We start from the raw sequence: 18370 nt of genomic DNA, 5'->3' as shown, positions 1-18370 counted from the left end.
CGGCGGGCCGTTGCGCTCGTCGCCTATCCGCGGCGGAACAGCGCCTCGGCGGCCGATTTGGTGTTGTCCTTGGCCTTGAGTTCGGCCTCCAGCCGGGCGATTTCGTCGCACAGGATGCCGATGCGCTCCGACAACTCGCCAACCGAGAGCAGCGACAGGTCCTGCCCGATCTCGTGCGGACGCGCCTTCTTCTTGGGTTCGTCGTCGAAGATCGCCATGGTTGCTCCTCCTCCGCCAGACCAGATTGGCCATTTGCCTGATTTGGCAATGAGCATACATAGGGCAAGGGTGTCGATGCAAACAGCCGGTAAGAACGCGGCGAGGAAGATGGGAAAGTTCATGGCGAACGGACAGAAGATTCCGGCAAGGATGACAGCGATCGCGATCTCGGAGCCAGGCGGTCCACGGGTGCTGAAACCGGAAACCCGCGACGTGCCCCGGCCTGGTCCCGGCGAGATCCTGATCAAGGTGCATGCCGCCGGCGTCAACCGGCCCGACGTGCAGCAGCGCAAGGGGGCCTATCCGCCACCGCCCGGCGCATCGGACCTGCCGGGCCTCGAGGTCTCGGGCGAAGTGGCCGCGCTTGGCGACGAGGTATCGCGCTGGCGCATCGGCGAACGGGTCTGCGCGCTCACCCCCGGCGGGGGTTATGCCGAATATGTCAAGGTTCATACCGGCAGTGTGTTGCCGCTGCCCGCGGGCTTCACCCATACGGAAGCGGCGGCGGTGCCGGAAAACTATTTCACGGTCTGGCACAATGTCTTCGAACGCGGCGGCTTGAAGAAGGGCGAGACGCTGCTCGTGCATGGGGGCTCGTCCGGCATCGGCACAACGGCGATCCAGCTTGCCTCGGCTTTCGGCGCCTATGTCATCACCACCGCCGGATCCAAGGAGAAATGTGACGCCTGCCTGAAACTCGGCGCCGACCGGGCGATCAACTATCGCGAGGAGGACTTCGTCAAGGCGGTCAAGGAGGCGACAGGCGGCAAGGGCGCCAATGTCATCCTCGACATGGTCGGCGGCGACTATGTCCAGCGCAACTATGAGGCGGCCGCCGTCGAGGGCCGCATCGTCCAGATCGCGGTGCAGGCGGGCGCTGTTGCCACAGCCGACTTTTCCAAGATCATGGTCAAGCGGCTGACACATACGGGTTCGACGCTGAGGCCGCGCACCGTCGAGTTCAAGGCGGCAATCGCGGCGGCGCTGGAAGCCCAGGTCTGGCCGCTGCTCGGTACGCGCAAGGTCGCTCCGGTCATGGACATGATCTACCCCCTCACGGATGCCTGGCGCGCGCATGAGCGGATGGAGGAGGGCGAACATATAGGCAAGATCGTGCTCGACGTCGGCTAGGACGTGTCGATATTCAGGTGAGGCCGGCCTGCGAATGCTGGCCTCCCGCGCTTCCCCGTTCCACTGCGTCGCAGTAGAACTGTGCGCACGTACCTTGAGTACGCTCGGCTCGGCCTGACCTGAATCCCGACACGTCCCGGCGTGGGTGTCAGTGCCTACAAGATGAACAGAAGCTTAATGGTGCAATGCAGCATTTGCATCATTGCTATGCAAAATCGGCCGTTCAAGTCCTCATCGATGATCACTATCTGTGCAGCCTCGAAACGAACACCCCATCAGGAGGACCATCATGAACCCGATCCGCGCTTTCCGTAACTGGCGCATGTACAACGAGACCGTGCGCGAATTGAACCGTCTCAACGCGCGTCAGCTCAGCGATCTCGGTATCAACCGCGCCGACATCGAACGGATCGCCCGCCAGGCGATCTGATTTCAAGCACGACCCGGCCGCAAGGCCGTGCACGTGCCGAGAAGCAGAGCCGTCGCAGACGCTTCCCGTCTCCGGTTCCGAACCCGCTGGACCCCGTCCAGCGGGTTTTGTCTTTTGGGGCAAGCGTATAAGCCGCCGTTAGACCTCTATCAGGCGCCGGGCAGGCTTGACCTCAGTTTTCAGCATGCCATCTTGACAGAAGGGGATCGGTTGCTGCGTGAGGGCGTGGTGGTCCGGCCGGCAAGCCACAACGCCGAAGAAGGCTTCCACGCTCGATGTTGGATGATCTTACCGACAAGATCTACGAAGCTGCTTTCGTGCCGGATCTGTGGCCGGACGTGCTGGAGGGCATAAATGCTGCTTCCACGTCGGTGGGGGGCGCCGTTTTCCTTTTCGCCGACGAGCAGCCGGTGCGCGGAAGAACGGTGCCGTTGTTGCAAGACCTGCTAAGCGAGTTTCTCGTCGGAGACACTCTGCAGTTTTCGACAGCGGTTTCGCGCATGTGCGCGGTTCAACCGGCGAGCTTCGTCGATGTCGAAAGCTTCCTGACGGCCGAGGAAATCGAGAATGATCCGGTCCGTAAACGCCTGCGTGCGCTCGGTATCGGCGCCCATACGTGTACCGCCATTCCGATGCCAAGTGGCGAACTGGCGATCTTCGTGTTTCAGCGTAGGCTGGGCGAAGGCAATTACGACCGCAGCGGCTTCGATGTGCTCGACAATCTCAGGCCGGCCATGGCAAGAGCAAGCCTGGTCGCCGCGCGGCTCGGCCTCGAAAAAGCCAGGGGGACTGTCGCGGCCATGACCGCCATCGGCTTGCCGGCGGCGGTCCTCTCCTCGAGCGGGCGGGTGCTTACCGCCAATCCGTTGCTGGAAGCGATGTCGTCCGTCTTTCTTCCAGTGGCCCTTGGCGGCATGGCTATCGGGGATGCCGATGCCAACCGGCTGTTTCAGCACGCCATCGTCGCGGCACGCAGCGAAGTCGAACCGCCGGTCCGATCGATCCCGATCCCGGCCGCCGCCGGCCGGCAGCCTCTGATCCTCCACCTCTTGCCGTTGCGCCGCGCCGCGCACGAGATTTTCTCCGGCGCGGACATTCTGGTCGCGGCAACGGCGTTGAGCGCCAGTTCCACGGTCCCCTCGCCAAGCTTGCTTGCCGGGCTTTTCGATCTGACGCCTGCCGAAGCGCGTCTGGCCGCATCCCTCTCGCAAGGGAAAATCCTGGTCGACGCCGCCGCCAATTCGAACATCACGGTGAAGACCGCCCGGACGTATCTGGAGCGGATCTTCGCCAAGACCGGGACCGGCCAGCAAAGCCAGCTTGTCGCGCTGCTCAAGAGCGCGGAATTACCCCAGATAAACATGCGCGAGCAGGGATGATCGTCGAACTGACCGATCGTATCTACGAAGCCGCCTTTGTACCCGAGCTATGGCCTGGCGTGCTGGACCAACTGAGCACGGTCTCCAATTCGGCCGCCGCCTCGCTCGTCCTGTTCCGCGATCGCGCGCCACCGAAATTCATTGCGACCGATCTGATTGCGCCAGTGCTTGAGGCCTTCGACGCTGCCAATGGCTGGCAGAAGAGCGAGGAGGTGCAACTCATGTTTTCGATGACGCCGCCTTCAGCCTTTATCTACGACGCCGATTACTTTCCTCCGGAAGCACTGGAGAGCAACCATCTGCGTCTCGAACGAACCCGACCGCTGGGGATCGGCGGGCAGGTCGGCTCTTTCGTCTTCATGCCGACAGGCGACATGGCGCTGTTTTCGACCGAACGATGGCGTCACAATGATCGTCCTTCCGGGGAGGACATGGCGCGCTTGAATGCCTTGCGGCCGCATCTTGCTCGCGCCGGTCTGGTAGCATCAAGGCTTGGGCTGGAACGTGCCCGTGGTACCGTCTCGGCCATGGAGACAATGGGATTGCCGGCTGCCGTCCTGTCCTCGGCGGGCAGGGTTCTGATAGCCAATCCGCTCCTGGAAGCGATGCCGGCTATTTTCCGTCCTGCTGCTCTTGGCCGCATGACGATCGGCGACTCGGATGCTGATCTTCTGTTCCAGAAATGCGTCGGGGCGATGGTTGGCCATGGGGAATTTTCCGTCCGGTCAATCCCGTTGCAGGCGCAAGAGGGACGGCCACCGCTCATCATTCACCTGTTGCCGCTGCATCGCTCCGCTCACGATATTTTTTCGGGCGGCGATATCTTAATGGCTGCGACGGCGCTGAGCGCCAGTTCAATGGTCCCATCACCGACCCTGCTCACCGGCCTCTTCGATCTGACGCCGGCCGAGGCGCGTCTGGCCTCGGCACTCTCGCAAGGCATTGCGCTGAAAGACGCGGCGGCCACGTCGAAGATCACCGTCAAAAGCGCGCGAACGTATCTCGAACGGATTTTCGCCAAGACCGGTACACGCCAACAAAGCCAGCTTGTGGCGCTTCTCAAGGGCGTTGACCGTTTCTCGGCGCCATGATCACGGCTTTTATCTTCGGCCCAAGAGCTCGATCGACTACCGGCGTTGCAGCGGCTCGGTGCTCTTGAGCAGGGCCACGAGTTCGCTTTGCTGTCGTGTGCCGGTCTTGGCGAAAATCCGCTTGAGATAGGTGCGTCCGGTCTCGGTCAATCTGAAGCCGAGCGGCCCGCAGGCGCCAGATACACCCGTCGCCGATCAGCCCAAGCCAAAGGCTTCAGGCCCTCCGCCCGATGCGCCGTCCATTGCCGTACAGCCGAAGGGCGACGCCAGGCCAGTCAATCCTTAGCTGTCGCGCCATTTGCTGGCCTTCCCAAAAACATTGCGAAACGGCAAGGGAACGGTTATACAGGCCGCGAATTTCCCATTTTGGTGGCTCTAAACCACCGCCCGCGCGGGAACGCGGGCGAACGAGAAGGATTTTTAAAATGGCCAATACGCTGCTGATGCCCAAGGCGACCGCCGTCTGGCTGGTCGACAACACCGCGCTCTCCTTTGAGCAGATCGCGCAGTTCTGCGGGCTGCATCCGCTCGAGGTCAAGGCGATCGCCGACGGCGAATCGGCGCAAGGCATCAAGGGCATGGACCCGATCATGACCGGCCAGCTGACCCGCGACGAGATCGCGCGCGCCGAGAAGGATCCGAACCAGCGGCTGAAGCTTTCCGACCCCAAGGTGCGGGTGCCGGAATCCAAGCGCAAGGGACCGCGCTACACGCCGCTGTCGAAGCGCCAGGACCGGCCGAACGCCATCCTTTGGCTGGTGCGCAACCATCCCGAACTCAAGGACGCGCAGATTTCGCGTCTCGTCGGCACCACCAAGTCGACGATCGAGCAGATCCGCGAACGCAAGCACTGGAACTCGGCCAATCTGCAGCCGATGGATCCCGTGACGCTGGGTCTTGCCTCGCAGATCGACCTCGACATGGAAGTCAACCGCGCCTCGCGCGGCCGCGAGCAGGCGCAGCCGGTCGGCGACACGCTGCTGCCCGCCGCCCTGACCGAGCGGCTGGTGCCGGCTCCCGAAAAGCCGAAGGACGAGGATGCCGAACTCGACGCCAATGCCGTGTTTGCCAAGCTCTCGGCGCTGAAGTCGAAGAACGAGGACACGGACGACGAGTAAGGGTCTCGACAGACCAAAAAAAGCCCGCTTCGAGCGGGCTTTTTTATTGGGCGATCTCAGCTTCGCGCCACGCGGTCAGGCGCCATGCCGTAATCCTCGCTGCGCTCCACCGCCCGGTAGAAGTCGGCAAGCTGCTTGCCGCGCTCCGGCTTGAAGATGCGGCCGGCGATCACCACCGAGGCGATGCGGTCAATGCGGAAGGCGCGGAAGTCGTCGCGCATCTCGCACCAGGCGACCAGCGTCCACACCTTGCCCCAGAACCAGAGGCCGAGCGGCCTGATGTCGCGCGCGGTGCCGCGGCCGGCCTCGTCCGAGTAGTCGATGGTCAGCACCTGGCGCTTCTCGACCGCACGCTCGATCAGGTCGATCGCCTCGCGGGCGGCGTCGCTGACCACCCACATCGGCGTGTGGATCTCGGTGCGGGCGATGCGGTCCTTCTCGGCATCGGGCAGCACGGCGCCGATCTTGACCAGCGCCTCGTCGGCGGCGCGTGCCATGGCGGCGCCGCCAAAGGCGCGCACCATGCGCGCGCCGGCAACCAGCGCCACGATCTCGTCACGCGTGAACATCAGCGGCGGAAGGTCGAACCCCTCCCTCATCATGTAGCCAACACCGGCCTCGCCGTCGATCGGCACCCCGGTCGACTGCAGGTCGGCTATGTCGCGGTAGATTGTTCGCTCGGAAACCTCGAGCCACGTGCCAAGCTTCTGGGCGGTGACCAGACGGCCACCCCGCAGATGCTGCACGATCTGAAAGAGCCTGTCGGCGCGGCGCATCGTTTGCTTCCCCAGTGGTTCTCCTATGCATGCCGTGGCTCCCAGACCGGATCCACTTGCAGATGACATGCATTACGGCTTCAGTCCTTCGCGCTTGCGCTGCGCGGCAACGAACTCCGCGCCAAAGGACAGTTTCTTCGTTGTCGGCGTCTTGGCATCGAGCACGCGCCAGAAGGGAGCGATGTCGCTCAGCATCATGCCGCGCTCGAGGTCTTCCTTGGCGGCTTCGGCAACCGTGCGCAGATGATAGCCGACAGTGACCGGACATGTCACTTCGGCGCCGTTTTCGATGGCAAGGGCGGTGCGCAACGCACGGATATCCATCTCGACGCCTTTCGGGATCGAGCGGATGAAATCGTCTACTTGGCGAGCGGTCGGCACCAACATCGGTTGGCCTTCGACCACGTCACCTATCGTGCGCGGCGTCGGTTTCACGCCGTTGATGCCAGGCGTGTTCAGCCTGTCGTTCCAGCTTTTCATCGATCGTCCTCTCGGCCGGCCTTGCGCATTGTCCCACCATCGCACGCGCCTCCTGACAGCATACTGTCAGGAGGCTTCAGCATATTCCCTGGCGAACAGCGTTCGCATCTGAGCGAGATCGCTGCTTCTTTCAGGATAGAGCGTCTTCAAAAAGGCAAGGGCAAAGGTGCCAGGCGCCGATCCCGGCGCGGACACGATCTTGCCGTCGGCGACGGCATGCGGCACGTCCTGATAGTTGCTGTCGCCGGCATAGCCGGCTTCATGGCCGTTGATCCAGTCACGGCCATTGCTGGTATGCTTGGCTTCCTCGAACATGCCGGCCCGGGCCAGCGCCAGCGTGCCGGCGCAGATACCGCCAACCACGCCGCCGCGCGTTGCGACGGCGTTGAGCAGTTCGGCGACATCCGGCGGCGCCTTGCCCGCCCACTGATCGGAACCGATGACGGCGACAGCATCGAGATCGGCATTCTCTTCAACGCCGGCCGAGCGGTCAGGCGTCAGCCGAAAACCGCTGATGCCGGTCACCGGCCTGCCTTCGGGGGTCAGCGACACGGCGCGGGCGCCGAACCATTCAACCGCCGAGGCCGCAAGCAACCCATATTCCCAGTCGGCAAACCCCTCGATGAAAAGGAAACCGATTGTCTTCTGATCGGGCATAAGCTCGCTCCATCCCTCGGCGCGCCGTAGCTCTATTTTCATGCATATTGTGCCCCCAAAAACGGGGGCCACTTTTGGGCGACATGCATTGATATCTGGGCATTGGCGCGTCCACGTCCAATATCGACGTCGAAAAATTCGCCTCAATTGCCGGGGGAGCGACGTTCCGCATACATATCCGGCCAGCCGATATCCTTGCGGATGTCCGCGGGCAGTGCGTTCATGAAACGCTGCGTGCGGATCTCGTTGCGCATCGTGCGAACCTTGCCGACATAGTGCTGCATGCCGCGCAGAATGGTGAAACCGTTCATGGCTATTCTCCTCTCTCTGACTGAAGGCAGTATCGCACACCCCTCCTGACAACAGTCTGTCAGGAGGATGGCAGGGTTCGCGGCGATAGTTCCGCTTGGTACAGATCCTCGGCAGGCCGTCCTCGAACCGCAACCTCGGACCAGCACACGGGAAGGAGGATTGTTCACTGTATGAGTGCTTATCAAGGCGCTATTGTTCAACCCATGACGACGGACTGTCGGGATACAAGGCCTTCAGCGATGGGATCGCAGTTCTGATATGACAGGAGAAAATTCTTCCCCAAAAACAGGGAGACGATCATGAGCCTGCAACTGACAGGAATCCACCATCTGACCGCCATCACCGCCAATGCGCCTGGCAATCTTCACTTCTACACGAAGGTGCTGGGCCTGCGGTTGGTCAAGAAGACAGTGAACCAGGACGATACGTCGGCCTACCACCTCTTCTATGCCGACGGTGAGGCAACACCGGGCACCGACCTCACCTTCTTCGACTGGCCGGTGGGCCGCGAACGACGCGGCACCCACAGCATCGCGCGGACCAGCCTCAGGGTCGGCAGCCAGGAGAGCCTAGCCTGGTGGAAACAGCACCTGGCCGCTGAGAACATCGTGACAGGAGAGATTGCCGACATCGGCGGCTACCCCGGCCTGGATCTCGAGGATCCTGAAGGCCAGCGTCTGCGGCTGATCAGCGATGGCGGCAAGGGCGGCAGCCACCCCTGGGCGCAAAGCCCGGTACCGGCCGAGCATCAGATTCGCGGGCTGGGGCCAATCGTCATCAGCGTCCCCGACATCACCAATACCGAGGCGGTGCTGACCAGGGTGATGAACATGCGCAAGGTCCGTGACTATGCCTCGCCGGACGGCGAGGGCCGGGTCCACGTCTTCGAAATGGGCGCGGGCGGGCCGGCGGCGGAGCTCCATGTCGCCGTGCAGCCCGGCCTGGCGCCGGCAAGGCAAGGCGCCGGCGCGGTTCACCACGTCGCCTTCAGGGCGCCGGACCAGGAGACGCTGCATCAATGGACCGCCCGCCTGGGCGAATTCCGCCTGCCGTCGAGCGGCGAGGTCGAGCGCTACTACTTCCGCTCGCTCTATTTCCGCGAGCCGAACGGCATCCTGTTCGAGATCGCCACGGATGGGCCAGGCTTCACCGCAGATGAGCCGCTGGAGACGCTGGGCGAAAGCCTGGCCCTGCCGCCATTCCTCGAACCGAAGCGCGCCTCGATCGAGGCCGGCCTCAAGCCGTTGAAGTAGATCGCTCCCCAGTCAAGAGCAGGCGCCACGGTCCGGGATCGTGGCGCCGCCCTGTCATTCGCGGATGAATGGAGCGCTTTGACAGCCGGCCGTGATGCAGGTCAAAAAGGGCGGCATGTCGAAACTCCTCGCGCCCAGGCCATGACCGTCAGCCAGTCGATCAAGCAAACCGGCTGGGTCGGCCTGGCACAGCGGGGCGATTCCCAGGTGCTGGCTATGTTGGTGCTGGCCGCGATCTCGGCATCGCTGGCCTTCTACAACATCGATTTCCCGTACGGGATACAGCCGGACGAGTCGATCAAAGTGGCGTTTGCCGCAGGGCAGCACCACAATTACGCACATCCGCCATTGTTGATCGTACTGGCGCGCTTCGCGGGATGGCTTTCCGGCGCGTCGAACGAACATGACTATTTGCTGGCTGGCCGAAGTGTCAGCGCGCTGGCCTGTGTTGCGGCAAGCATCCTCTTCTATATCGTGTTGCGGCGATACGCGGATGATATCAGTGCCTTCCTGTGGGCCTGCGTTTTCGCGGTCTCGCCAGCCATCGCGGTTCACGCGCATTACTTCAAGGAAGACGCTGTCCTGATCTTCGCCCTGTGTGTCGGGCTGCATGCGCTCGTGCGGCTGAAGGAGCAGGCCAACTCAGTCAATCTCGTCTATTTCGGATTTGCGCTCGGCCTCGCCGTCTCGGCGAAATATGTGGGTGCCGGCAACAGCCTCGTTCTTTTCATCGTGGCGATCGTCTACTGCCGGCTCGGCCTCAGGCAGACCATCATCATCGTCGCCACTGACGCGCTTACCATATTGGCGATCTTTGGCGTGTCGCTGCTGACCGAGGCCGGAAGTGGCCTTTCAACGGTGATCAAAGGCCTTGGCTCGGAACTGATGCACGCTGAAACGGGCCACGACCTCAAGGAGTGGTTCTGGGAGGGATATGGACTTACGCATTTCCGTTACCACCTGATCCCCAGCCTCACCGGCCCGACCGTAGCGATCGCGCTTGGGGCGATCGCTTTTGCCATCATCGCCGACCGCAACAAATATGTTGCCGCCTACGCGGGCGGGGCCTTCATCTGGCTCTTCCTGCTCGAACTCTCGCCGCTCAAACTCGTCGGCTCCATGCGTTACGTCCTGCCGGTGGTTGTCTATCTGCTGTTGGCCACGGGTATTGCCTGTTCCAGGTCGATCGGGTCGCGAAGCAGGCCGGTGGCGATCGGACTTGGACTTGCCGCGATGGTTGCCAGCGCGCATGCCGGCATGGCCTATGTCGCGAACCTGGGCCGGGAAAAAGATACACGCTTTGCAGCAATGCGCTTCCTCGAGAAGCAAGGCGTAACGCGTTTCGTCGTGGATTTTCCAATGGGAGAGCCGGCACCGGTAACCAGGGACTACCGCGACCTCTCGTCAGCAGACTACCTCGTATCGTTGAAGTTTCAGCGACATCTGCGTGGCGGAGGATTGAGAGCGCAGGATCCGCTAATCTATCAGCTTGCCGGCATGTTCCATTGCCTCGATGGCCATGTCGCGGCGCAATTTTCGAAGCCATATGGGGACTATGGCTATGTCGCGCCGACGGTAAGGATCTATGATCTGCGCAACGCGCGATCCTGCATCCCCGCTAGCATGGTCCGCTGATGGTATGCGCTGAAACATCTGGCTTCGGCCGGTGGTTCATAAGCAGGTTTTGACAGCCGGTCGCGTTGCTGGTCAAAGGCAGCATGACAAAACTCCTCGCCCTTGTCATCGTCGGCTTCATGGTCATCCAACTGATCAAGCCAATCGGCTGGCCCGGGCTCAAACGGCGCGCCGATTTCTGGAAGCTGGCGCTGCTGGCGATGGCCGCGATCTCGCTGGCGGCCGTGCTCGGGCATTTGACATAGGCCTTCCCAAGACAAGATCGGCTTCCTCGCTGTCAGCTGGCGAGTACCATGCCGACGAGATGTTCCGCCCAGGCCCGGTAACCCGCCTCCGAGGCATGAAAGCCGTCCGAGGCAAAACCGGCCTCGGGATTGGTGATCGGCAGGCGGGGTGCGGGCACTGCGCCGCGCTCCAGGCAAAGTCGCTCGCCCATCCTGTTCATCGCGGTGGCGCGAATTTCGAGGATTTCGCCCAGCAGCGTCGGCATGGCCGGCGCCCGCGTGAACTCCAGCACAGGCGACCACACCACGCGCGCCTCCGGCCATTTGGCGCGCAGCGCGTAGAGCAGTCCGCCGAACTCCTTCTTGAAGCGGGGCACGGAATGAAAATTCTTGGTGTCGTTGGTGCCGATGGCGAGCACGATATGCGTCCACGGATCGGCCGACAGATTCGGCAGGACGTGATCGCGGATCTGGCCCGACGTCGCCGAATTGAAGCCGGCGGCGCGCCAGCGCACGGCGTGGCCGGTACGTTGCGAGATCAGAATGGCGAGCTGCGCGGCAAGCCCGTCCTCGGAATTGCCTATGCCGACCGAGGCGGCGGAGGAATCGCCCAGCACCAGCAGCGAGATCGCCGGTGGCTGGCCTGATATCTCGTGCATGACCGGTCCCTGCGCGGGCAGCATCCGTGAGGTGCGGCGGCGCACACCCAGTCCCTGCCAGACATAGACGGGGAAGGCGAGCCAGGTGAGAAGGGCGGGAAAACGCATGGCGATACCGTGGAATGATCTGCGGCAGGCTTAGCGCATGTTTCGGCGGAGGTGAACGCCTTCAGTCGCAGCAGCCCGGCTGAGCCGACTGCTTGTCCTGATATTCGTCGTGCAGCCGCACCCAGTCCATCAGGCCATGATAGGGGCCATTTTCATTGCGGCCTTTCGGCGTCATATCGAGATAATCATAGGCGCCGATCTGCGCCTCGCCGCCGCGGGCACGCGACAGGAAGGTGAGGAAGATGTCGCCGTTTTCGTCCTTGTAGAAAACACTGGTGCCGGGAAGCTCCTTCGATGTCCGCGGACGTGTCTCGAAATTGTAAGTGGTGTCGCCGGCCGCAATCTGCTTGTCGGTAAAGGAAACCTGCATGTCGAAGTTGAAGTCCGAGGCATAGGACGACACCCAGTCGAATTTCCAGCCCATGCGCCGCTTGTAGGGCGCAAGCTCGGCCAGCGGCGCGCGCGAGATCACCACCAGGGATACGTCGTGATGCCTCAGATGCTGGTTGGCGCCGTCTATATGATCGGCAAGGAACGAGCAGCCCTCGCAATGATGCCTGCAACCCGGCCCGAACATGAAGTGGTAGACGATCAGCTGGCTGTTGGCGCCAAACAGGTCGGCCAGTTTCTTCGGCCCCTGTTCGGTCTCGAAGACATAATCCTTCCTCATCTTCAGCCAGGGTAATTCACGCCGCTCGGCCGCGATGCGCTCGCGAAGCCGGGTCAGTTCCTTCTCGCGGGCCAGATGTGCCTTGTGCGCCTGGAACCAGTCTTCGCGTGAAACGATCTTGTTGCGATGCATGAATCTCTCCCTGTCTGCACCCCAAGGACGTTCGGGATGAGCGCAAACCGACATCGCTCGTTGGTTGAGCATGATCTCTGGACAAACCGGCTGCCGTTTGTCCGAGAAGACCGGCTTCCACTTTTCGGATCATCCTCCAGCGCCGAGAGGGAGATAAGGATGGACAGGCTCCATCCCAAGCCCGGGCCTGCCGCAAACAAAACCCGGGCGCATTGGCCCGGGTTCGAAAAAGACGAGAGAACCGTCTTCAGGCGGCCTGTTCGAGGCTCGCCTTCCATTTTCCGAGCGCCGCCAGATAGTTCATATGAGCGCGATGGGTGAAGGCGGCCTGACCGGCGGCGACGTTCGATGCCTTCCCGCTCCAGGCCTTCTGCGGGGCGGCCTGCAGCGCGCGGCCGTAGGAGAAGGTCAGCTTCCACGGATGCGGACCGATGGCGTTGATGGCGTTGAGGTTGGCGGTTGCCTCCTCGTCCTCCTGGCCGCCGGAAAGGAAGGCGATGCCCGGGACCGCCGCCGGCACCGTCTCGCGGAACAGTTTTATGGTCATCTCGGCGACCTTTTCGGGACTGTCCACCGTGCCCGACTTCTTGCCCGACAGCACCATGTTGGGCTTCAGGATCGTGCCTTCGAGCACGACACGCGCCGCGTAGAGCTCGTCATAGAGCTTAAGCAAAGTCATCTTGCTGATCTCGTAGCACGTGTCGATCGAATGGGCGCCGTCCATCAGCACTTCCGGCTCGACGATCGGCACGATGCCGGCTTCCTGGCAAAGGGCGGCGTAGCGGGCCAGTGCATGGGTATTGGCGCCGATGGAGGTCGCGGACGGCACGCCCTTGGCGGTGTCGATGTCGATCACCGCGCGCCATTTGGCGAAACGGGCGCCAAGCCTGTAGTAGTCGGCAAGGCGTTCACGCAGGCCGTCGAGGCCCTCGGTGATGGTGTCGCCGGGGAAGCCGGCCAGAGGCTTGGCGCCGGCATCGACCTTGATGCCGGGGATGGCGCCTGCCGCCTTGATTATGTCAACCAGCGGCGTGCCGTCGGCGGCCTTCTGGCGGATCGTCTCGTCATAGAGGATGACGCCGGAAATATACTTGGTCATCGCGTCCTTGGCGCGGAACATCATCTCGCGATAGTCGCGGCGGCTGTCGGCGGTCGATTCGACGCCAATGACATCGAAGCGCTTCTTGATCGTGCCGGAACTTTCATCGGCAGCCAGCAGGCCCTTGCCGTTGGCCACGATCGCGGCGGCAATGTCTTCGAGACGTTCGCTCATCATGCTTCTCCTGAACCGGTTGATCTGCGCCTAGCAGAACACTACCGCCAAAGGAATGACGCCGGAAAGCTCGAATCGATTGAAAGTCTCAGGCGCCCTCGTTTGCTCCCGGTGAGTTGATCAGGCTGTTTGTTTTGGCCGCATTTCTGCAACGCCAGGCATTTCTGCCTGGCTGCGAAATGCCATTGCGCGGTTCATCGTTTTGCGAAAACGCCGAAACACTCAATCTCTCTGCCTTGACGCAACTCCGGACGGAAAGCCGTTGCACGCTTTTCCTGGAATTGTTTACCGCTTCAGCACGTCGACGCCGGGCAGGGGCTTGCCTTCCATCCATTCCAGGAAGGCGCCGCCGGCGGTCGAGACATAGGTGAAATCGTCGGCGACACCGGCGTGGTTGAGCGCCGCCACCGTATCGCCGCCACCGGCAACGGAGACCAGCTTGCCGGCCTTGGTGCGCGCCGCCGCGTGCTGGGCGGCAGCCACCGTGGCGTGGTCGAACGGCGCGATCTCGAAGGCGCCGAGCGGGCCGTTCCAGACCAGCGTCGCGGCACGGTCGATCCACTCGCCGATCGTCGTCACAGTCTTGGCGCCGACATCGAGGATCATGCCGTCGGCCGGCACCTCCGATATGGCAACGGTCTCGCAGGCCGCACCCGCCTTGAACTCCTTGGCGACGACGCCGTCGACGGGCAGGATGATGGCGCAGCCGGCCTCGGCCGCCTCGATCATGATCTGCTTGGCGGTCGAGGCCAAGTCATGCTCGCACAGCGACTTGCCGACATCGGTGCCGCGCGCGGCAAGGAAAGTGTTGGCCATGCCGCCGCCGATGACCAGGGCGTCGACCTTCTTCACCAGGTTCATCAACAGGTCGATCTTGGTCGAGACCTTGGCGCCACCGACAATGGCGACGACCGGACGGACCGGGTTGCCCAGGCCCTTCTCCAGCGCTTCGAGCTCGGCCTGCATGGTGCGGCCGGCAAAGGAAGGCAACAGACGCGCCAGCCCCTCGGTCGAGGCGTGGGCACGGTGCGCCGCCGAAAAGGCGTCATTGACGAAGATGTCGCCATTGGCGGCGAGCCTTTCGGTGAAGGCCGGGTCGTTCTTCTCCTCGGCCTTGTAGAAGCGGGTGTTTTCAAGCAGCAGCACGTCGCCCTTGTTCATGGCGGCGACAGCACTTCCCGCCGTGTCGCCGATGCAATCCGAGGCGAAGCCAACGGGACGGCCGAGCACCTCGGCCGTCGCTTTCGCGATCGGCTCGAGCGAGAATTCGGCCGATGGGCCATCCTTGGGGCGGCCGAAATGAGCGAGCAGGATGACCTTGGCGCCCTTGCCCGACAGTTCGGCGATGGTCGGCGCGATGCGTTCGATGCGGGTGGCGTCAGTGACCTTGCCGTCGGCGACGGGAACGTTGAGGTCGACGCGCACCAGCACGCGCTTGCCGCTGATGTTGCCGATGTCGTCCAGTGTCTTGAAGGCAGCCATGCCGGTCCCTTTCCTCGGAAAATCGCCGGGACCATACCTCGCATCAATGACGATGCAAGGCTTTGGCCGCGGTGCGGTGCGAAATTTTGAGACGGGCGGGGACATAGTCCGTGAAGATCGCCCATGCGGAAGGGGTGACGCAAACGATCGCCCTTGTCAGCTTCCGGTCGTTGCCTTTTCAACCGGCGGCTCGGGGGCGTCTTCCGGCTCTGCCGGCGCCTGCGTCTCGATCGGCTTGCGCCAGTTACGGACAAAGGCACTCAGACGGTCGCCCATCTCGCCGGCGCTGAGGAACACCGGCACCCGGGCCACCGGTGCGGTCGGCTCGAAGGAAAGACCGAGGCCCGTGATCCTGCCCTTGTCGTCGACGTCCCTGACGATCAGTTCGATCGAGCCGATGAGCACGCGGTCGGCATATTCGGCGTGCCCGCCGAGTCGCGCCGTGACCAGCGCGCCGACGGTCTGCTTCTGCTCCGCCTCGGTCAGGCCCGGCGCGTAGGCGGCCTCCAACTCGGCGGCGGAGCGCGCCGGATCGACGGCGAAGGCGCCGAAGAAATCGGCATCCTCGGGGTCGACCACCGCGCGGCTGGCAAACAGCTTGTCGAGCAGGCGCGGATAGCGGTCCGGCACGAAGATGTAGACCTGGTCGCCGGCGGCGAGCCGGCCCATGTCCTGGAAGCGCATCGATCGTCCGTCGCGAAGCACCAGCGAGGGCCGTGCCCAGCGCGGAATGCGCTCGCCGCGCGCCACCGGGCTGCCGTGCGCCACGCGATAGGCGAGAAGCTCATGATGGGCGGAGCCGGGAAGTTCAAGTTCGACCTTGTCGAGCGGGCCGAGGCGCGCCGGCACGATGAGACCAAGGCGGCGCGCCAGCGGGCCGACGGTCCAGCCCTGGATGACCAGCGACACGAGCACGATGATGAAGGCGGTATTGAAGATGACACGGCCATTCTCCAGCCCGCCGAGCAGCGGGGTGATGGCGAGCAGGATGGAGACCGCGCCGCGCAGACCGACCCAGGAGACGAAGGCGACTTCGGGGCGCGGCAGGCGGAACGGGATCAGGCAGAGCCAGACCGCGATCGGCCGGGCGATGAACATCAGGAACAGGCCAAGCGCAATCGCCGGCACCATGATCGCCGGAAACTGCGAGGGCGTCGCGAACAGTCCGAGGATCAGGAACATGATGATCTGCGCCAACCACGACATGCCGTCCTGGAAGCGCTTCAGGATGGTGACGGCGCGGATGTCGGAATTGCCGGCAATGAGGCCGGCGAGATAGACCGCCAGAAAACCCGAACCGCCGATCGCGCCGGCGGCGGCGAAGACCATCAGCGACAGGGTCAGCACGAAGATCGGCAGCAGGCCATGGTCGAGGTTGAGCCGGTCGACGAGGCGCACGATGGCGAGGCCGCCTAGCACGCCGACAATGGCGCCGAGGCCCATATTGAGGATGAAGCCGAGGATCAGGTTGGTGACCAGGACATTGGTCTCGGGGTTGGCGTGGGCGGCGATGATCTCGACCAGCGTGATGGTCAGGAAGATGGCGATCGGGTCGTTGGTGCCGGATTCCACCTCGAGCGTCGAGCGCACGCGTTCGCGCAGATTGATTTCGCCGGCGCGCAGCAGGAAGAACACCGCGGCTGCATCGGTGGAAGCGACGGCCGCACCGAGCAGGAAAGATTCGAGCCAGGTCAGGTCGAGCAGGTAGTGGGCGGCGGCGCCGAACAGGCCGGTGGTGATAAGCACGCCGAAGGTCGCCAGCGACAGGGCCGGCCCCGCCGCCTGCCGCAGCGCGTTGAGCGGCGTGCCGAAGCCGGAATCGAACAGGATGACAGCCAGCGCCAGTGAGCCGGCAAAATAGGCAATACGGGCATTGTCGAATTCGATGCCGAGGCCGTCGGTTCCGGTGGCGAGACCGATGCAGAGAAACAGAAGCAGCAGGGGGGCGCCGAAGCGGAAGGCGATCAGGCTCGAAAACGCGGCGGCGACAACGAGCGCCGTGCCGACCAGCGTGACGAGATAGATCGCATGCTCCATCCGTGATTTGCCCCTCGAATTCCTCTTTGTATCGATTTACGGGAGAGTGGGGCGAAGGGATGGCCAGTGCAAGGCGGGAGGGTGGTTTTTTGGCCGAAGCCGATGATTTTCGGGCGGTCAGGCGTTGCTGCTCCGGCAAACGAAAAACGCCCGGACAAAGCCGGGCGTTTGAAGCTGCGAGACTGCGAGCCTGTGATCAGGCGATGGTCTTGCCGAAGGCGACGGCGGTATCGCCCATGCGGTTGGAGAAACCCCACTCATTGTCGTACCACGACAGCACCGAAACGAAGTTTCCGTCCATCACCTTGGTCTGGTCGAGCGCCATGATCGAGGACCGCGGATCGTGGTTGAAGTCGATCGACACGTTCGGGTGATGAGTGACGCCAAGAATGCCCTTCAACTTGCCATTGGAAGCGGCGATGACCGCGTCGTTTATTTCCTGGACCGTGGTCGGGCGCTTGGCGATGAACTTGAAGTCGACGACCGAGACGTTCGGTGTCGGCACGCGGATCGAGATGCCGTCGAGCTTGCCCTTGAGATCGGGCAGCACGAGGCCGATCGCCTTGGCGGCACCGGTCGAGGTCGGGATCTGCGACAGGGCCGCGGCGCGGGCGCGATAGAGATCCTTATGCATGGTGTCCAGCGTCGGCTGGTCGCCCGTGTAGGAGTGGATCGTCGTCATCATGCCCTTTTCGATGCCGACCGTCTCGTGCAGCACGGCGGCCAGCGGCGCGAGGCAGTTGGTGGTGCAGGAGGCGTTCGAGATGACGATGTGGTCCTTGGTCAGCTTGTCGTGGTTGATGCCATAGACGACGGTGAGGTCGGCGCCTTCGGCAGGGGCCGATACCAGCACGCGCTTGGCGCCGGCGGTGAGGTGCGCGGCGGCCTTGTCGCGGGCGGTGAAGATGCCGGTGCATTCGAGCGCGATGTCGACGCCGAGTTCCTTCCACGGCAACTGCGTCGGGTCCTTGATGGCGGTGACCTTGAATTTTTCCTTGCCGACCGTGATCTGGTCGCCGGACACCGACACTTCATGCGGGAAGCGGCCGTGCACGCTGTCGTAGCGCAGCAGGTGCGCGTTGGTCTCGACCGGGCCGAGGTCGTTGACGGCGACGACGTCGATGTCCTTGCGGCCGGATTCGTGGATGGCGCGCAGGATGTTGCGGCCGATGCGGCCGAATCCGTTGATGGCAACTCTGACGGTCATTTTTCTCTCCCTGGGAGCTGGAGGGCAGACGATGGGTCCGCAGCTTCATAGCGGCGCAAGCGGAAAGAATCCAGCCGCAGCGACGCGGATTTAAATC

The 18370-nt window shown here is 63.1% G+C and carries 19 protein-coding genes; 8 read left to right on the top strand and 11 right to left on the bottom strand.

Annotated features, from left to right (window positions below; translation table 11 throughout):
* Nucleotides 1–23: 23 nt before the first annotated feature.
* Nucleotides 24–218, bottom strand: a complete 195-nt coding sequence (locus AC1VON_RS01615; protein ID WP_483120172.1) for a DUF1192 domain-containing protein — start codon at nucleotides 216–218, stop codon at nucleotides 24–26.
* Between the two features lie 121 nt (nucleotides 219–339).
* Here AC1VON_RS01615 and AC1VON_RS01610 point away from each other — a divergent pair, with 121 nt between their 5' ends.
* From AC1VON_RS01610 to AC1VON_RS01590, 5 genes are all read left to right on the top strand, one after another.
* Nucleotides 340–1350, top strand: a complete 1011-nt coding sequence (locus AC1VON_RS01610; protein ID WP_483120170.1) for an NAD(P)H-quinone oxidoreductase — start codon at nucleotides 340–342, stop codon at nucleotides 1348–1350.
* A 289-nt stretch (nucleotides 1351–1639) separates the two neighbouring features.
* The gene (locus AC1VON_RS01605; RefSeq protein WP_064987068.1) at nucleotides 1640–1780 is read left to right on the top strand and encodes a DUF1127 domain-containing protein; all 141 of its coding nucleotides are present in this window, start codon (nucleotides 1640–1642) and stop codon (nucleotides 1778–1780) included.
* Nucleotides 1781–2055: 275 nt separating this feature from the next.
* Nucleotides 2056–3159, top strand: coding sequence for a helix-turn-helix transcriptional regulator (locus AC1VON_RS01600; RefSeq protein WP_483120168.1), 1104 nt, complete (start codon nucleotides 2056–2058; stop codon nucleotides 3157–3159).
* On the top strand, nucleotides 3156–4250 hold the full coding sequence (locus tag AC1VON_RS01595) for a helix-turn-helix transcriptional regulator (RefSeq protein ID WP_483120166.1): 1095 nt from the start codon (nucleotides 3156–3158) through the stop codon (nucleotides 4248–4250). The genes AC1VON_RS01600 and AC1VON_RS01595 overlap by 4 nt, the downstream gene beginning before the upstream one ends.
* A 425-nt stretch (nucleotides 4251–4675) precedes the next feature.
* A complete protein-coding gene (locus AC1VON_RS01590) occupies nucleotides 4676–5368 on the top strand; it encodes a DUF1013 domain-containing protein (protein WP_032931999.1) in 693 nt (230 codons plus the stop codon).
* A gap of 56 nt (nucleotides 5369–5424) precedes the next feature.
* On the opposite strand, the gene AC1VON_RS01585 is transcribed toward AC1VON_RS01590, so the two are convergent.
* From AC1VON_RS01585 to AC1VON_RS01570, 4 genes are all read right to left on the bottom strand, one after another.
* Nucleotides 5425–6144, bottom strand: a complete 720-nt coding sequence (locus AC1VON_RS01585; RefSeq protein WP_027041910.1) for a helix-turn-helix transcriptional regulator — start codon at nucleotides 6142–6144, stop codon at nucleotides 5425–5427.
* 72 nt (nucleotides 6145–6216) lie between these two features.
* A complete protein-coding gene (locus tag AC1VON_RS01580; protein WP_483120163.1) occupies nucleotides 6217–6624 on the bottom strand; it encodes a hypothetical protein in 408 nt (135 codons plus the stop codon).
* 66 nt (nucleotides 6625–6690) lie between these two features.
* Nucleotides 6691–7281 (bottom strand): DJ-1/PfpI family protein, encoded by a 591-nt coding sequence (locus AC1VON_RS01575; RefSeq protein ID WP_483120161.1) that lies wholly within the window; start codon nucleotides 7279–7281, stop codon nucleotides 6691–6693.
* A gap of 143 nt (nucleotides 7282–7424) precedes the next feature.
* Entirely contained in the window at nucleotides 7425–7592 is a 168-nt protein-coding gene (locus tag AC1VON_RS01570; RefSeq protein ID WP_081295019.1) for a hypothetical protein, read from the bottom strand.
* Between the two features lie 300 nt (nucleotides 7593–7892).
* Here AC1VON_RS01570 and AC1VON_RS01565 point away from each other — a divergent pair, with 300 nt between their 5' ends.
* The 3 genes from AC1VON_RS01565 to AC1VON_RS01555 all read left to right on the top strand — a co-directional run bounded on the left by AC1VON_RS01565 (nucleotide 7893) and on the right by AC1VON_RS01555 (nucleotide 10726).
* Nucleotides 7893–8846 carry a ring-cleaving dioxygenase gene (locus AC1VON_RS01565; RefSeq protein WP_483120159.1) on the top strand — a complete coding sequence of 318 codons (954 nt, stop codon included), beginning with the start codon at nucleotides 7893–7895 and terminating at the stop codon, nucleotides 8844–8846.
* Between the two features lie 141 nt (nucleotides 8847–8987).
* Nucleotides 8988–10481 carry an ArnT family glycosyltransferase gene (locus AC1VON_RS01560; RefSeq protein ID WP_483120157.1) on the top strand — a complete coding sequence of 498 codons (1494 nt, stop codon included), beginning with the start codon at nucleotides 8988–8990 and terminating at the stop codon, nucleotides 10479–10481.
* A gap of 83 nt (nucleotides 10482–10564) precedes the next feature.
* Entirely contained in the window at nucleotides 10565–10726 is a 162-nt protein-coding gene (locus tag AC1VON_RS01555; protein WP_140776964.1) for a hypothetical protein, read from the top strand.
* A 32-nt stretch (nucleotides 10727–10758) separates the two neighbouring features.
* Here the strand turns inward: AC1VON_RS01555 and AC1VON_RS01550 are convergent, their stop codons facing one another.
* The 6 genes from AC1VON_RS01550 to gap all read right to left on the bottom strand — a co-directional run bounded on the left by AC1VON_RS01550 (nucleotide 10759) and on the right by gap (nucleotide 18273).
* Nucleotides 10759–11472 carry an SGNH/GDSL hydrolase family protein gene (locus AC1VON_RS01550; RefSeq protein WP_172348218.1) on the bottom strand — a complete coding sequence of 238 codons (714 nt, stop codon included), beginning with the start codon at nucleotides 11470–11472 and terminating at the stop codon, nucleotides 10759–10761.
* Between the two features lie 61 nt (nucleotides 11473–11533).
* Complete coding sequence (locus AC1VON_RS01545; protein ID WP_483120154.1) at nucleotides 11534–12274, bottom strand: DUF899 domain-containing protein; 741 nt, start codon at nucleotides 12272–12274, stop codon at nucleotides 11534–11536.
* Nucleotides 12275–12521: 247 nt separating this feature from the next.
* Complete coding sequence (locus AC1VON_RS01540) at nucleotides 12522–13547, bottom strand: class I fructose-bisphosphate aldolase (protein WP_483120152.1); 1026 nt, start codon at nucleotides 13545–13547, stop codon at nucleotides 12522–12524.
* A gap of 285 nt (nucleotides 13548–13832) precedes the next feature.
* Nucleotides 13833–15029 (bottom strand): phosphoglycerate kinase, encoded by a 1197-nt coding sequence (locus AC1VON_RS01535; RefSeq protein ID WP_172348221.1) that lies wholly within the window; start codon nucleotides 15027–15029, stop codon nucleotides 13833–13835.
* Between the two features lie 156 nt (nucleotides 15030–15185).
* Entirely contained in the window at nucleotides 15186–17066 is a 1881-nt protein-coding gene (locus tag AC1VON_RS01530) for a potassium/proton antiporter (protein WP_483120150.1), read from the bottom strand.
* Nucleotides 17067–17262: 196 nt separating this feature from the next.
* Nucleotides 17263–18273, bottom strand: coding sequence for a type I glyceraldehyde-3-phosphate dehydrogenase (gene gap / locus AC1VON_RS01525; RefSeq protein WP_065005509.1), 1011 nt, complete (start codon nucleotides 18271–18273; stop codon nucleotides 17263–17265).
* Nucleotides 18274–18370: the final 97 nt, after the last annotated feature.

The organism is Mesorhizobium sp. HAY1-8B, from assembly GCF_056868045.1.
This window is presented reverse-complemented; position numbering and strand designations above follow the sequence as displayed.

What these genes read in the sequence shown, in the direction of transcription:
- AC1VON_RS01570 (WP_081295019.1), bottom strand. Translation starts at nt 7,592, where the DNA reads ATGAACGGTTTCACCATTCTGCGCGGCATGCAGCACTATGTCGGCAAG.
- AC1VON_RS01615 (WP_483120172.1), bottom strand. Translation starts at nt 218, where the DNA reads ATGGCGATCTTCGACGACGAACCCAAGAAGAAGGCGCGTCCGCACGAG.
- AC1VON_RS01610 (WP_483120170.1), top strand. Translation starts at nt 340, where the DNA reads ATGGCGAACGGACAGAAGATTCCGGCAAGGATGACAGCGATCGCGATC.
- AC1VON_RS01565 (WP_483120159.1), top strand. Translation starts at nt 7,893, where the DNA reads ATGAGCCTGCAACTGACAGGAATCCACCATCTGACCGCCATCACCGCC.
- AC1VON_RS01600 (WP_483120168.1), top strand. Translation starts at nt 2,056, where the DNA reads ATGTTGGATGATCTTACCGACAAGATCTACGAAGCTGCTTTCGTGCCG.
- AC1VON_RS01535 (WP_172348221.1), bottom strand. Translation starts at nt 15,029, where the DNA reads ATGGCTGCCTTCAAGACACTGGACGACATCGGCAACATCAGCGGCAAG.
- AC1VON_RS01605 (WP_064987068.1), top strand. Translation starts at nt 1,640, where the DNA reads ATGAACCCGATCCGCGCTTTCCGTAACTGGCGCATGTACAACGAGACC.
- AC1VON_RS01540 (WP_483120152.1), bottom strand. Translation starts at nt 13,547, where the DNA reads ATGAGCGAACGTCTCGAAGACATTGCCGCCGCGATCGTGGCCAACGGC.
- AC1VON_RS01595 (WP_483120166.1), top strand. Translation starts at nt 3,156, where the DNA reads ATGATCGTCGAACTGACCGATCGTATCTACGAAGCCGCCTTTGTACCC.
- AC1VON_RS01580 (WP_483120163.1), bottom strand. Translation starts at nt 6,624, where the DNA reads ATGAAAAGCTGGAACGACAGGCTGAACACGCCTGGCATCAACGGCGTG.
- AC1VON_RS01545 (WP_483120154.1), bottom strand. Translation starts at nt 12,274, where the DNA reads ATGCATCGCAACAAGATCGTTTCACGCGAAGACTGGTTCCAGGCGCAC.
- AC1VON_RS01560 (WP_483120157.1), top strand. Translation starts at nt 8,988, where the DNA reads ATGACCGTCAGCCAGTCGATCAAGCAAACCGGCTGGGTCGGCCTGGCA.
- gap (WP_065005509.1), bottom strand. Translation starts at nt 18,273, where the DNA reads ATGACCGTCAGAGTTGCCATCAACGGATTCGGCCGCATCGGCCGCAAC.
- AC1VON_RS01585 (WP_027041910.1), bottom strand. Translation starts at nt 6,144, where the DNA reads ATGCGCCGCGCCGACAGGCTCTTTCAGATCGTGCAGCATCTGCGGGGT.
- AC1VON_RS01590 (WP_032931999.1), top strand. Translation starts at nt 4,676, where the DNA reads ATGGCCAATACGCTGCTGATGCCCAAGGCGACCGCCGTCTGGCTGGTC.
- AC1VON_RS01575 (WP_483120161.1), bottom strand. Translation starts at nt 7,281, where the DNA reads ATGCCCGATCAGAAGACAATCGGTTTCCTTTTCATCGAGGGGTTTGCC.
- AC1VON_RS01550 (WP_172348218.1), bottom strand. Translation starts at nt 11,472, where the DNA reads ATGCGTTTTCCCGCCCTTCTCACCTGGCTCGCCTTCCCCGTCTATGTC.
- AC1VON_RS01555 (WP_140776964.1), top strand. Translation starts at nt 10,565, where the DNA reads ATGACAAAACTCCTCGCCCTTGTCATCGTCGGCTTCATGGTCATCCAA.
- AC1VON_RS01530 (WP_483120150.1), bottom strand. Translation starts at nt 17,066, where the DNA reads ATGGAGCATGCGATCTATCTCGTCACGCTGGTCGGCACGGCGCTCGTT.